Origin of the sequence: Pseudomonas sp. R1-43-08, from assembly GCF_003852255.1 — a bacterium.
In the GTDB taxonomy this organism is placed as follows: domain Bacteria; phylum Pseudomonadota; class Gammaproteobacteria; order Pseudomonadales; family Pseudomonadaceae; genus Aquipseudomonas.
Map to the genome: position 1 here is coordinate 1,790,497 of NZ_CP027734.1, position 13,326 is coordinate 1,803,822.

11 protein-coding genes are annotated in these 13,326 nt (G+C 60.3%); 5 read left to right on the forward strand and 6 right to left on the reverse strand.

The genetic code is table 11. The annotated features are described in order from the left end of the window. Positions 1 to 8: 8 nt before the first annotated feature. Positions 9 to 1,355 carry a class II 3-deoxy-7-phosphoheptulonate synthase gene (locus tag C4J87_RS08180; protein WP_124366384.1) on the reverse strand — a complete coding sequence of 449 codons (1,347 nt, stop codon included), beginning with the start codon at positions 1,353 to 1,355 and terminating at the stop codon, positions 9 to 11. A 125-nt stretch (positions 1,356 to 1,480) separates the two neighbouring features. On the opposite strand from C4J87_RS08180, the gene C4J87_RS08185 reads away from it, so the two are divergent. Beyond that, the gene (locus tag C4J87_RS08185) at positions 1,481 to 2,236 is read left to right on the forward strand and encodes a spermidine synthase (protein WP_124366385.1); all 756 of its coding nucleotides are present in this window, start codon (positions 1,481 to 1,483) and stop codon (positions 2,234 to 2,236) included. Positions 2,237 to 2,742: 506 nt separating this feature from the next. Here the strand turns inward: C4J87_RS08185 and C4J87_RS08195 are convergent. Further along, positions 2,743 to 3,534 carry a crotonase/enoyl-CoA hydratase family protein gene (locus C4J87_RS08195; protein WP_124366386.1) on the reverse strand — a complete coding sequence of 264 codons (792 nt, stop codon included), beginning with the start codon at positions 3,532 to 3,534 and terminating at the stop codon, positions 2,743 to 2,745. Positions 3,535 to 3,958: 424 nt separating this feature from the next. Here C4J87_RS08195 and C4J87_RS08205 point away from each other — a divergent pair, with 424 nt between their 5' ends. Then, positions 3,959 to 5,632: a DEAD/DEAH box helicase gene (locus C4J87_RS08205; protein ID WP_124366387.1), complete on the forward strand. Its 1,674-nt coding sequence runs from the start codon at positions 3,959 to 3,961 to the stop codon at positions 5,630 to 5,632. A gap of 88 nt (positions 5,633 to 5,720) precedes the next feature. Here C4J87_RS08205 and C4J87_RS08210 read toward each other — a convergent pair whose 3' ends face one another. After that, entirely contained in the window at positions 5,721 to 6,488 is a 768-nt protein-coding gene (locus C4J87_RS08210) for a class III extradiol ring-cleavage dioxygenase (protein ID WP_124366388.1), read from the reverse strand. A gap of 103 nt (positions 6,489 to 6,591) precedes the next feature. Between C4J87_RS08210 and C4J87_RS08215 the strand changes: the two genes are divergently transcribed. Further along, positions 6,592 to 7,248 carry a thiopurine S-methyltransferase gene (locus C4J87_RS08215; protein ID WP_124366389.1) on the forward strand — a complete coding sequence of 219 codons (657 nt, stop codon included), beginning with the start codon at positions 6,592 to 6,594 and terminating at the stop codon, positions 7,246 to 7,248. Between the two features lie 56 nt (positions 7,249 to 7,304). On the opposite strand, the gene htpX is transcribed toward C4J87_RS08215, so the two are convergent. Both htpX and C4J87_RS08225 read right to left on the reverse strand, forming a co-directional pair. Next, positions 7,305 to 8,192 carry a protease HtpX gene (gene htpX / locus C4J87_RS08220; protein ID WP_124361920.1) on the reverse strand — a complete coding sequence of 296 codons (888 nt, stop codon included), beginning with the start codon at positions 8,190 to 8,192 and terminating at the stop codon, positions 7,305 to 7,307. 304 nt (positions 8,193 to 8,496) lie between these two features. Next, on the reverse strand, positions 8,497 to 9,708 hold the full coding sequence (locus C4J87_RS08225; RefSeq protein ID WP_065885153.1) for a pyridoxal phosphate-dependent aminotransferase: 1,212 nt from the start codon (positions 9,706 to 9,708) through the stop codon (positions 8,497 to 8,499). A gap of 202 nt (positions 9,709 to 9,910) precedes the next feature. Between C4J87_RS08225 and msrB the strand changes: the two genes are divergently transcribed. Continuing rightward, positions 9,911 to 10,303 carry a peptide-methionine (R)-S-oxide reductase MsrB gene (gene msrB / locus C4J87_RS08230; protein ID WP_124366390.1) on the forward strand — a complete coding sequence of 131 codons (393 nt, stop codon included), beginning with the start codon at positions 9,911 to 9,913 and terminating at the stop codon, positions 10,301 to 10,303. A 150-nt stretch (positions 10,304 to 10,453) separates the two neighbouring features. Beyond that, entirely contained in the window at positions 10,454 to 10,939 is a 486-nt protein-coding gene (locus C4J87_RS08235; RefSeq protein WP_124366391.1) for a glutathione peroxidase, read from the forward strand. Here the strand turns inward: C4J87_RS08235 and C4J87_RS08240 are convergent. Next, positions 10,932 to 13,244: a response regulator gene (locus tag C4J87_RS08240; protein ID WP_124366392.1), complete on the reverse strand. Its 2,313-nt coding sequence runs from the start codon at positions 13,242 to 13,244 to the stop codon at positions 10,932 to 10,934. The two genes, C4J87_RS08235 and C4J87_RS08240, sit on opposite strands and share 8 nt — an antisense overlap. Positions 13,245 to 13,326 lie beyond the last annotated feature (82 nt).

The following is a 13,326-nucleotide window of genomic DNA, read 5'->3' on the forward strand; positions in this document are numbered from 1 at the left end:
CAACGTCTTCAGCGTTTAACCTGTTTCAAGGTTTCGGCAATCAAAAACGCCAATTCCAGCGACTGATCAGCATTCATCCGCGGGTCGCAGTGGGTGTGATAGCGGTCCGACAAGCCGTCCTCGGTGATCGGCCGTGCGCCGCCAATGCACTCGGTGACGTTCTGCCCGGTCATCTCGATATGAATGCCGCCGGCATAGCTGCCTTCAGCCTGGTGGACCTGGAAGAACTCTTTCACTTCGCCGAGGATCTGCGCAAAGTCGCGGGTCTTGTAGCCGCTGCTGGCCTTGATGGTGTTGCCATGCATCGGGTCGCAGCTCCACAGCACGTGCTTGCCTTCGCGCTGCACCGCGCGAATCAGGTTTGGCAGGTGGTCGCCGACCTTATTGGCGCCCATGCGTGCAATCAGGTTCAGGCGGCCGGGGTCGTTGTCCGGGTTGAGGATGTCGATCAGGCGGATCAGGTCGTCCGGGTTCATGCTCGGGCCGACCTTGACCCCGATCGGGTTGTTCACCCCGCGCAGGAACTCGACGTGGGCGCCATCCAACTGACGAGTACGGTCGCCGATCCAGAGCATATGGGCTGAGCAGTCGTAGTAGTCGTTGGTCAGGCTGTCACGGCGCACGAAGGCTTCTTCATAGTTGAGCAGCAACGCTTCGTGAGCGGTGAAGAAGCTGGTCTCGCGCAGTTGCGGCGAATCGTCCATGCCGCAGGCGCGCATGAAGGCCAGGGTCTCGTCGATGCGGTCGGCCAGTTGGCTGTACTTTTCGGCCAGCGCGGAGTTGGCAATGAAGTCCAGGTTCCACTTGTGCACCTGGTGCAGGTCCGCGAAGCCGCCCTGGGCAAAGGCGCGCAGCAGGTTGAGGGTGGCGGTGGACTGGTGGTAGCTCTGCAACAGGCGGTCCGGGTCCGGGACGCGGCTCTTTTCGTCGAAGCCGATGCCATTGACGATATCGCCGCGGTAGGCGGGCAGGGTAACGCCGTCGATGGTTTCATCGTTGGACGAGCGCGGCTTGGCGAACTGGCCGGCCATGCGTCCGACTTTCACCACCGGGCAGCCCGCGGCGAAGGTCATGACGATCGCCATCTGCAGCAGCACCTTGAAGGTGTCGCGGATTTTGGCGGCGGAAAACTCGGCAAAGCTCTCGGCGCAGTCACCGCCTTGCAGCAGGAAGGCGCGACCCTGGGTGACTTCGGCAAACTGACGACGCAATTCGCGGGCTTCCCCGGCAAACACCAGCGGCGGGTAACTGGCCAGGCTCTGCTCCACTTGCAGCAGGTGCGCGGCATCCGGGTACCGGGGTTGTTGCTGGATCGGCAGGGCACGCCAGCTGTCGGGGCTCCAGGGTTGGCTCATCATGCACTCGTTGGGTAGGTTGACGTTCGGGCGTCAATGTTAGCAGCAATTAGTGCGTGACCTGCTGCCGTCGCTTGGCCGACAATCGCGCACTTTGCCCCGCAGCCAACCCGTTAGGAGTAGTGATGAGCGAGGAGCGTGTCGAGCGCCTGCTGGCCGAAGTCCATGATGATTTCGGCATGATCCGTGTGTTGGAAGTGGCCGATTACCGTTTTCTCGAATTTGGCGATGCCATCGAGCAAAGCTGCGTATTCACCGCCGACCCGAGCTGGCTGGAGTATGACTACACCCGCGCGATGTTGGTCGGTGCGTTGTGCCATGAACAGCCGGAGAGCGCGCTATTCCTTGGCCTTGGCGCCGGCACGCTGACCCAGGCCTGTCTCAAGTTCCTGGCGCTTGAGGACGTCGAAGCCATCGAGCTGCGCCCCGACGTACCGCGCCTGGCGATTGAATATCTGGGCCTGGACGATGATCCACGCCTGTATATCCGTATCGGCGATGCCCTGGAGTTGCTCGACAGCGCCGAATCGGCCGACCTGATCTTCGTCGACCTGTACACCGACGTGGGGCCTGGCGTCGGTCACCTGGCCTGGACGTTCCTGGAGAACTGTCAGAAAAAGCTCAATCCCGGCGGTTGGCTGGTGATCAACCAGTGGGCCACCGATGATGGCAAGCCGCTGGGCGCGGCGTTGTTGCGCGGGTTGTATCACCGGCATTACTGGGAACTGCCGGTGAAGGAGGGCAACGTGATCCTGCTGGTGCCTTCGGAGCTGGATCAGGAACTGGACCTGGACGCGTTGTCCGCTCGCGCCGAGGCCTTGGCGCCGCGACTGGGTTATTCGTTGCAGGCGTTGATCAAGGTGATTCGGCCGGCGACCTAGGCGTCTGTTCTGGCGCTATCGGGGCATGGGTATCTACACAATTTTGTAGCAGCCTACGGTAACCAGATGCGAAGCGAGCCGCTCTTGATCTTGCTTTTGATCTAGGCGCCCCGTTAAACCACGCTGGCCGTAATCCGATAGTGATTTGGGGGGTAAACCGGCAGGGATGCCGGTTTAGCCGCCCCGCGCCATGGATGGCGCGTGGCGGCGACCCCCCAAATCACTGTCGGATTACGGGCACACCGAGCCTAGGCGAGGTGCCGAGTGGTGGGGCAAGAGCCCTTTGGTTACTTTGGGGCTCTTTTCCAAAGTGACCCGCCGTCAGGGCGGACCCCTAAGCCGCCGTTACCGCAGCAACGGATATGTACTCGCTCTGATCCAACATCCTGGTCGGCTGTCAGGCCGCCATCGGGGGCAAGTCGAATCGTCGCACCGCCCCTCCCACATTTGGAACGCATTTCAACTGTGGGAGGGGGCTTGCTCCCGATGAGGCCGGCACTGCCCACTCAAATACCCTTGAACACCCCAGGCCGCTTCTCGATCATCGCCCGCACGCCCTCCTTGGCGTCTTCGCTGTTCAGCAACTTGTTCACCATCGGCGGCAACGCGGCGGCCGCCACGGTCTCGCCTTCCTTGTGCGCCAATCGCGCCGACATCAACGTTGCCTGCACCCCAAGCGGCGCCTGGCGCGCGATGCGATTGGCCAGCTCGATGGCGCGGGGCAGCAGGTCTTCGCTGGCCATCACTTCCTGCACCAGGCCCAGGCGCAGGGCTTCGTGAGCGTCGAACTCGTCGCCGGTCAGCAGCCAGCGCATCGCATTGCCCCAGCCGGCGATCTGATGAAAGCGTAATGTCGCACCGCCAAACGGAAAGATCCCACGCTGCACTTCCATCTGCGCAAAGCGCGTGTTGCTCGCGCAAAGATTGATATCCGCCGCCAGCATCAACTCGATGCCGAGGGTCAGGCAGTAGCCATGGGCGGCCACGATCACCGGTTTATTGACCCTGGGACCGGCGAATACGCCCCAGGGGTCGCAGCCGCCCAGGGGCGGTTGCCAACCTCCCGCCATGACGCCGCTGACATTGGCCAGGTCGAGCCCGGCGGTGAAGTGGTCGCCATGGGCGAACACCACGGCAACCCGCGCGTCATCGTTTCGATCAAAATCGCCATAAGCCATGCTCAGTTCGTTGAGCAGGTCGAGGTCGAAAGCATTGCGCTTTGCCACTCGGTCCAGTCCCAGCAACAGGACATGGCCCTGGAGTTCACGGGTGACGCGGCTGGTGCTGGCTTGATTCATCGGGGGTGCCCTCGGGGCGCGGATTGAGGTTTCAGACCAAGGGGCAGGCCTGGAAAGATGAAACGTTTAAGCGTGATGACCAACAGGGCCGGGCCTTTGCAAAATAGACCCTGGCGCAGTTATCTGCAAAGGCTGTGACGCAGCACGGTTTATCGGTGCTTTGCGATAAAAAAAGCTCCCTTTTTCAGCTATTTCCGGTATAGTGCGCGCCGGCCTTTAACCGGGCCGCGTTTAGGTAGCGCAATTCCCCGAAGTCAGCTTCGGCTGCACGTCCGCACAGCGGACTCTTCCTTGACGAATCTTTTTCATTCATTCGTTTTCGCAAATCCCCGCCGACAAAGCAGCCAGGGCGACTCTTGAGTCTCAACACGGCATGCGCAGCTTTGGAGCATGGGTCTTTGCGGATGCACTTAGAGGCAGACCCATGACCCAGGAAACCGGCGGCTTCGCCGCTTTTAATCTTAATCCGAACATTCTCGCCGCCGTCATCGCGACTGGCTACGAAGAACCTTCGGCTATTCAGCAGCAATCGATCCCGATCATCATGGCCGGCCAGGACATGATTGGCCAGGCGCAGACCGGTACCGGTAAAACCGCCGCGTTCGCCCTGCCTATCCTGCACTGCATCGATCCTGCCAAGCGCGAACCGCAAGCCCTGATCCTGGCGCCAACCCGTGAGTTGGCGCTGCAAGTAGCAACCGCTTTCGAAACCTACGCCAAGCAAATGCCAGGTGTAACCGTTGTGGCCGTTTACGGCGGCGCGCCTATGGGCCCACAACTGAAAGCCATCCGTAACGGCGCACAGATCGTTGTCGCCACCCCGGGCCGTCTGTGCGACCACCTGCGTCGCGACGAGAAAGTCCTGTCGACCGTGAACCACCTGGTTCTCGACGAAGCCGACGAAATGTTGAAGCTGGGCTTCATGGATGATCTGGAAGTCATCTTCAAGGCACTGCCACCAACCCGTCAGACCGTGCTGTTCTCGGCCACCCTGCCGCAGTCGATCCGTGCCATTGCCGAACGCCACCTGCGCGATCCGCAACACGTGAAGATCCAGACCAAGACCCAGACCGTTACCGCGATCGAACAGGCTCACCTGTTGGTTCACGCTGACCAGAAGACCTCGGCTGTATTGAGCCTGCTGGAAGTCGAAGACTTCGACGCCTTGATCATGTTCGTGCGCACCAAGCAAGCGACCCTGGACCTGGCCAGTGCCCTGGAAGCCAAAGGCTACAAGGCCGCTGCGCTGAACGGTGACATCGCCCAGAACCAGCGTGAGCGCGTGATCGACTCCCTCAAGGATGGCCGCCTGGACATCGTTGTGGCGACCGACGTTGCCGCCCGTGGCCTCGACGTTCCACGTATCACCCACGTGTTCAACGTTGATATGCCGTACGACCCAGAGTCCTATGTTCACCGTATCGGCCGTACCGGCCGTGCCGGTCGCGAAGGTCGTGCCCTGCTGCTGGTAACGCCGCGTGAGCGCCGCATGCTGCAGGTCATCGAGCGTGTCACCGGCCAGAAAGTGGCCGAGGTTCGCCTGCCGGATGCCCAGGCCGTTCTCGATGCCCGCATCAAGAAACTGACCAACAGCCTGGCGCCACTGGTGGCTGACGCTGAATCGACCCACGGCGAATTGCTGGACCGCCTGACCGCCGATATCGGTTGCACCCCGCGTGCCCTGGCTGCAGCGTTGCTGCGCAAAGCCACCAACGGTCAGGCCCTGACCCTGGCAGCCATCGAAAAAGAACGCCCACTGGTACCGAACAACGCGCCACGCGGTGATCGTCCAGAGCGTACCGGCGACCGTCCGGACCGTGGTGATCGTGAGCGTCGTGCTCCGGTTCCATTGGCTGAAGGCCGTGCTCGTTGCCGTACTGCGCTGGGCGCGCGTGACGGTATCGCTGCCAAGAACCTGCTGGGCGCTATCCTCAATGAGGGTGGCCTGGCACGTGAAGCCATCGGTCGCATCCAGGTCCGTGACAGCTTCTCCCTGGTGGAGCTGCCGGAAGACGGTCTGGAAAAACTGCTGGCCAAGCTCAAAGACACACGCGTTGCCGGCAAGCAGTTGAAGCTGCGTCGCTACCGCGAAGATTGATCCGCCCTTGGGCTGATTGATCGCACATAAAAAATCCCCGACTGGTTCGGGGATTTTTTTGCCTGGGATTTCAGGCAGTGCACCTGTGTTAGCCAAAGCGATAGATGTCCATGCCCAAGGCGCCGAGGGTGAAGCCCTGGTGCGCCACGCTGAAATCACCGCCGGCACCTCGCGCAAAGTAAAGCGGCAACAAATGCTCGTCGCTGGGGTGGCTGCGCACTGCATGGGGCGCCAGGAGGCGATAGTCATGCAAGGCTGTTTCGTCACCGGCAGCAAGTTTTTCGACTACCCAGTCGCGAAAGGCTTGCGCCCATGGCGTGATGGTTTCCGGCCCGGCGCGCCAGTCCAGCTCACCGAGATTATGGGTGATGCTGCCGGAGCCGATCAGTAGCACACCTTGATCGCGCAGACTGCAGAGGGCATGTCCAACCCGGGTTTGAAAAGCCGGACCCATGCGGCTTGGCAGGGAGACTTGCACCACCGGAATATCCGCTGCCGGGTACATCAGCGACAGTGGCACCCAGGTGCCATGGTCGAAGGGCCGTTGGTTGTCGACCTGTGCAGTCAGGCCGTCAGCCTGCAATAGCTCGGCAATTTCATTCGCCAGCCGTGGATCACCCGGCGCAGGGTATTGCACCGCAAACAGTTCGCGAGGGAAGCCGCCGAAGTCATGCCAGGTTTCGGGCGCGGCGCTGCCACTGACCAGCAGTCCGTGGCTTTCCCAATGCGCCGATACCACCACAATCGCCTTGGGCCGTGGCAGCGCGGCTGCCAGAGCCTGCAGCGCCGGGCCGCTGGCACCGGGTTGCAGAGCCAGCATTGGGGAGCCATGGGAGATAAACAGGCTGGGGAGCATAAGAAGATTCCTGAAGATTAATATCGGGCTATCTTCATTCAGATCATTAATCCAGATCTAATATAAGATTTAGTATCTTTTGATCGATTTTTCGGGGTGATGCATGGACGCAAAAATTTGGCAGGAACGCTGGGCAACCAATCAGATCGGTTTTCATCAGGCCGACGTTAATCCTAACTTGCAGCGGCATTGGTCAACGTTGGCCCTGGTCGATGGTGCCAGGGTTTTCGTGCCTTTGTGTGGCAAAAGCCTGGACATGAAGTGGTTGGCGGATCGCGGGCATCGCGTGATGGGTGTGGAGGTGTCGGATAAAGCCGTTGAGGCATTCTTCAGCGAACAGGGACTTACGCCGCAGATCGATCAGAGAGGCGTGTTCAAGGTGTATCAGGCGGGCCTGATCGAAGTGTGGTGCGGTGACTTCTTCGCCCTTGACGCAAGTGCTGTGGCTGATTGCGCGGCGTTGTATGACCGTGCGGCACTGATCGCCTTGCCGCAGCCAATGCGCTCGCGATACACCGAGCATCTCGATAACCTGCTGACCCCCGCCTGTGAGGGGCTGTTGATCACTGTCGACTACGACCAGGCGCAAAGGGCTGGCCCGCCCTTCGCTGTCCCGGATGAGGAAGTGCAGTCGCTGCTGGGCCCGCACTGGAATGTGGTCACGCTGCAAGAGCGGGACATTTTGAGTGAAAGCAGCAAATTCAAGGCGGATGGTGTTACTCGGCTTGATGAGCGTGTTTATCGGCTGACCAGGCGGTAAATCACGCCCACGAAAAAGGGGCGATTCAATCGCCCCTTTTTTGTATTGCTGGGTTATCAGCCGCGACGACGCAATGCGTCAATCCGCTCTTCCAGTGGTGGGTGGCTCATGAACAGGCGAGCCAGGCCCTGCTTGACGCCACCGTTGATGCCGAAGGCGGTCAGGCTGTCCGGCATATGCACCGGCAGGCCTTGTTCGGAGCGCAGGCGTTGCAGTGCGCCAATCATCGCGCTGGTGCCCGCCAGGCGCGCGCCGGCTTCGTCTGCGCGGAACTCACGTTTACGCGAGAACCACATTACGATGGCGCTTGCCAGGAAGCCCAGGACCAGCTCGGCGAAGATGGTTGCCACGAAGTAGGCGATACCGCGGCCTTCTTCGTTCTTGAAGATCACCTTGTCGACGAAGTTACCGATGATTCGCGCAAAGAACATCACGAAGGTGTTCACCACGCCCTGGACCAGCGCCAGGGTGACCATGTCGCCATTGGCCACGTGGCCGATCTCGTGGGCCAGCACCGCCTTGACTTCGTCGGGCGAAAAACGCTCCAGGAGCCCCTGGCTGACAGCGACCAGCGCGTCGTTCTTGTTCCAGCCGGTGGCGAAGGCGTTGGCCTCATAAGCAGGGAAAATCCCCACCTCGGGCATTTTGATGCCTGCTTCTTGAGACAACTGCTCCACGGTTTGCATCAGCCATTGTTCATGGCGAGTGCGTGGTTGAGTGATGATCTGGGTGCTGGTGCTCATTTTCGCCATCCACTTGGAGATGAACAGCGAGAACAGCGAACCGGCAAAACCGAAGACCGCACAGAAAATCAGCAGCTGATTGAGGTTCAGATCAACCCCGTTGGCCGCCATGAACCCGTCGAAGCCAAAAAGGCTCAGGGTGACGCTGGCAATCAGTACGACCGCCAGGTTAGTGGCCAAGAACAGCAGGATGCGCATCATGGTTGTAGAATTCTCCTCATGCTTAATATGTCGCTTACTGCGGGGTATATAAGGTGCGGCATGGGGTGATTCAACCGGGCGACTATTTCAAACTGTGTCCTACAGCGAAAATGTAGCGCCTTGAAGGGATTTTCCCACAACAATTAGCCTTGCCGGTTCGCCGCCAAGCGTGTCGCACCCCCGTTAACGCTAGGGTAGGGCGCTTGGCGCGGTGCTATCACCCCGTTCGAGGTCGCCCGCGCCAGAGAAGTGTTGCCAGATAATCGCTGTACGACCAAATGCAGGCCGTACGGCATCATTTGCGTTACTGGCGATAGGACTTCAGGAAGTTGCCGATGCGACCGATCGCCATATCCAGTTCATCCACGCGCGGCAACGTCACCACGCGGAAGTGATCCGGCCACGGCCAGTTGAAGGCGGTGCCTTGCACCACCAGCAGCTTTTCCGACAGTAGCAGGTCGAGCACGAACTTTTCGTCGTTGAGGATTGGGCAGACTTTCGGATCGATCCGCGGGAACGCGTACAACGCACCCATGGGCTTTACGCAACTGACGCCCGGGATCGCATTGAGCAACTCCCAGGTGCGGTTACGTTGCTCCAGCAGCCGACCTTGGGGCAGTACCAGGTCGTTGATGCTCTGGTAGCCGCCGAGGGCGGTCTGGATCGCGTGCTGGCTCGGCACGTTGGCGCACAGGCGCATGTTGGCCAGCATGTCGATGCCCTCGATATAGCTCTGGGCGTTGTGCTTTGGCCCGGAAATGGCGATCCAGCCGGAGCGGAACCCCGCCACGCGGTAGGACTTGGACAGGCCGTTGAAGGTCAGGCACAGCAGGTCTGGCGCCAGGGAGGCGGTGCACACATGGACGGCGTCATCGTAGAGGATCTTGTCGTAGATCTCGTCGGAGAACACCACAAGGTTGTGTTGGCGCGCCAGTTCGAGCATGCCCAGCAGCACTTCCCTGGAGTACACGGCACCGGTGGGGTTGTTCGGGTTGATGATCACCAGGGCCTTGGTGTTCGGGGTGATCTTGGCCTTGATATCGGCCAGGTCCGGGAACCAGTCGGCCCCTTCGTCGCACAGGTAGTGCACCGGGTGGCCACCGGCCAGGGTCACGGCGGCGGTCCACAACGGATAATCCGGCGCCGGCACCAGCACTTCGTCGCCGTTGTTGAGCAAGGCCTGCAGCGACATCACAATCAGCTCGGACACGCCATTGCCCAGGTAGATGTCTTCAATCCCGACACCTTCGACCTGTTTTTGCTGGTAATACTGCATCACCGCCTTGCGCGCGCTGAACAGGCCCTTGGAGTCGCTGTAGCCTTGGGCCGTGGGCAGGTTGCGGATCACGTCCTGGAGGATTTCGTCTGGCGCTTCGAAACCAAAGGGCGCCGGGTTGCCGATGTTCAGCTTGAGGATGCGATGGCCTTCCTCTTCCAGGCGTTTGGCGTGCTTGAGCACCGGGCCGCGAATGTCGTAGCAGACGTTGGCGAGCTTGTTCGATTTGCTGACCTGCATGGTGATGTGATCCTGAAAATGAACGATCCAGACGGCACAGGCACTACCGTACTGTGAATCCCGCGCACCGCGCACCCATAAATACGTTTGAATGGTGATGGCGCGGGTGCCAGACTGGCGTTTTGAAGAGGCGCAATCATACGTGCCGCCTGATCCACGGAAAAGACACAGATCAGGGTTTTTCAGTTGCCGAGGTGTACCGATGGAAAAGCTGCAGAAAACCATTGAAGAATGGAAAGCGATGCTCGACCCGGAGCAATATAACGTGTGTCGGCTCAAAGGCACCGAGCGGCCGTTCTCCGGCAAATACAACGCCACCAAGACCGACGGCGTGTACCACTGCATTTGCTGCAATGAACCGTTGTTCGATTCCACGGCCAAGTTTGACTCGGGCTGCGGCTGGCCCAGCTTCTACGAGCCGATTGCCGATAACGCGATGGTCGAGATCCGTGACATCAGCCACGGTATGATCCGCACCGAAGTCACCTGCGCCAAGTGCGACGCGCACCTGGGGCATGTATTCCCGGACGGGCCGCCACCGACCGGGCTGCGCTACTGCATCAACTCGGTGTGCCTGGACCTGGTACCGCGCTAGGCGAGTACCCGCTCGGTCAAAATGTGGGCGGGGCTTGCTCCCCCACGTTAGGCCCTGGGTTGATTGCACATCATCATTGCCGTCAATTGAGTTGACGCTATTGAATGGCAAGCTACCTTTCTGCTTCTTCCCTTAATCAGAGGCGCTGCCATGAGCGACAACTTGCTGAGCATCCCTTGCACCACCATCACCGGTGAGCAAAAGACCTTGGCCGATTTCGCCGGCAAGGCCATTCTGGTGGTCAACACCGCCAGCAAGTGTGGTTTCACCCCGCAATACAAGGGCCTGGAGCAGCTCTGGCAGCAATACAAGGACCAGGGCCTGGTGGTGCTGGGCTTTCCGTGCAATCAGTTCGGCAAGCAGGAGCCGGGCAATGAAGGCGCGATAGCCGAGTTCTGCGAGTTGAACTTCGGCGTCAGTTTTCCCTTGTTCAAGAAAATCGACGTCAATGGCAGCGATGCCCACCCGCTGTTCGTGCAGCTCAAAAAGGCTGCGCCAGGCCTTCTGGGCTCGAAGAACATCAAGTGGAACTTCACCAAATTCCTCATCGGGCGCGACGGCAAAGAGGTCAAGCGTTTCGCCCCGACCACCAAGCCCCAGGACCTGAGTCAAGAGATCGAAGCGCTGCTCAAATGAGACTTGTCGTCTCAGGTACCCACAGGTCCAGCAGGGCCTTGAGTTCTTCGCGGCGAAACGGCTTGGCCAGGTAATCATTCATCCCCGCGGCACGGCAACGCTCACGTTCTTCGGACAGGGCGTTGGCGGTCAGGGCCACAATCGGCAGGTCCGGCCAGCGACCGCTCTGGCGAATCTGCCGACTGGCCTCGTAGCCGTCCATCACCGGCATGTTGCAGTCCATCAACACCAGATCGAAACGCTGGTCCTCGAGGAACTTGAGGGCTTCGCCACCATGGGCGGCCACGATGACCTCGCAGCCGAGCTTGCCGAGCATGCCCTTGGCCACCAGTTGGTTGACCGGGTTGTCCTCCACCAGCAGGATGCGCGCACGGTGGCTGAGGGGCGCGGCGTCGATTTGGACCGGGTCCAGAATCGGCTGCGTGTCGCTGCGCAAATTACGCTGCAGGATTTGGTACAGCGCGTTACGGCTCAGCGGGCGGGCTTGTTGCTGCAGCGGCGCCAGGGCCGCGACTTCTTCGCTGGGCATGAAGTTGCCATAGGCAGTCACCACCAGAATCGGCGCGCTGATGCCTGGCCTCAGGCGGAACAGGCACTCCGGGCAGTCCGTGATCAACAGGTCGGGATACTGTCCGCTCAGGTCGTCCTCCATGGAGTAGCAACGCGGCGCCAACCCCCAATGGGGCAGCAGGGTCGTGAGCAACTCCCCCAGGCCGCTGCTGTGGTGGGTGATGACGATCACATCGCCCGCCAATGGCACTCGGGCTGCCGCCGGCAGGTGGGTGGGCAACGGCAGGTCGGCGCAGAACTGGCTGCCGAAGCCGACTTCCGAACTGATGCTCAAGCGGCCCTGCATGGCTTCGCAGAGGTTATGGGTCAATGCGAGCCCCAGGCCGGTGCCGCCGAATTGGCGCGTAATACCAGCGCCGGCCTGGGTGAACGGCTGGAAAATCTTGACCTGCGCATCCTGGGCAATCCCGATACCGGTATCACAAACTTCAATGCGCACTCCGTCGCCGTGGTGGCTCAGGCGTACATCCACGCGGCCAAAGCGGGTGAACTTCAAGGCATTGGACAGCAGGTTACTGACGATTTGCCGTACCCGCGTCGGGTCACCAATGACTTGGGCAGCAAACAGCGGGTCGATCAGGCAGGTCAGTTCCACGCTGGGCGCGGCGTTTTGCGACAACAGGTTGGCGGTGTCTTCCACCAGCGAGCCGAGGTCGAACGGGATGCGCTCAAGCTCCAGTTGACCCGCGTCGAACTTGGACAGGTCGAGGATATCGTTGAGCAACTCCACCAGCACCTTGCCGGAGTCATGGGCAATAGACAGTTGCTGGCGCTGCTCGGCGTTGAGCGGGCTGTCCAGCGACAGGGCAATCATGCCCAGCAGGCCATTGAGCGGGGTGCGGATTTCATGGCTCATATTGGCCAGGAACGCCGCCCGCGCCTGGGCCATGCCCAGGGCGGTCATCCGCGCTGCTTCCAGCTCATCATTGATCTGGCTCAAGCGTTGGTTGCTGGTCTTGAGCTCAAGGGTGCGCGCAGAAACAATGTCTTCCAGTTGGCCCAGGTATTCGGTGAGACGATCTTCGGCATGGCGACGCTGCTGGATCTCGGTTTCCATGTTTTCGAATTGCTGGTTGGCAACGTTGACCAGCACGCCGATTTCGTCGTGCTCATGCCCTGGCGGGCAGTCCAGACGCGCCTGTTTGCGCGTGCTCAACGCGCGAATAATGCGCACCAGCGGCTGGGTGAGCATGACGTAGAACAAGCCCAGCAAGATCCCGGTCAGCAGCAGGCTGCGCACAAAACCATTGAGCAACGTGACCTCGGCGCGGCGCAGGAAACGGCTGCCAAACGCGTAGGTATCGACATCAAGGCGCAGCACACCCAGGGATTCGTTGGGCATATGGCTGAGGTACAGGCGGTCTTCGAATTGACGGTTGGCACCGAACAGAAAATCGCTGACAGGCCGATAATGGCTTTCCTTGCGCGGCCGCTCGACGTCGGCCAGCACCATGCCGTTGTTGTCGACCAGCTGTGCGTGGGCGATGGCAGGGGAGTGCAGCAGGCCCAGGGTCAGTTCCTGGGCAAGTTCGGCATCGATGTTGTAGGCGATACGCGAGGCAGGGTTATGGCTGATTTCGATCAGCGAACGTATTTCACGGTTGATGGATGCGTCTTCACTGGCATAATCAATGCCGATTTGGATAAAACTGAGCAAGGTTCCCAAGACGAAACCGACCAGCACAGTCAATCTGGCTTGTTTATAAGACAAGCGGTGGGCGAACTTGATATCCATCGAGTGTTGAACCACTTCACGTTTCCCTTCGCCCGGCAAGCATAGCTGAACATCCCACCAGCGCTGACTTGCCCGGCATAAA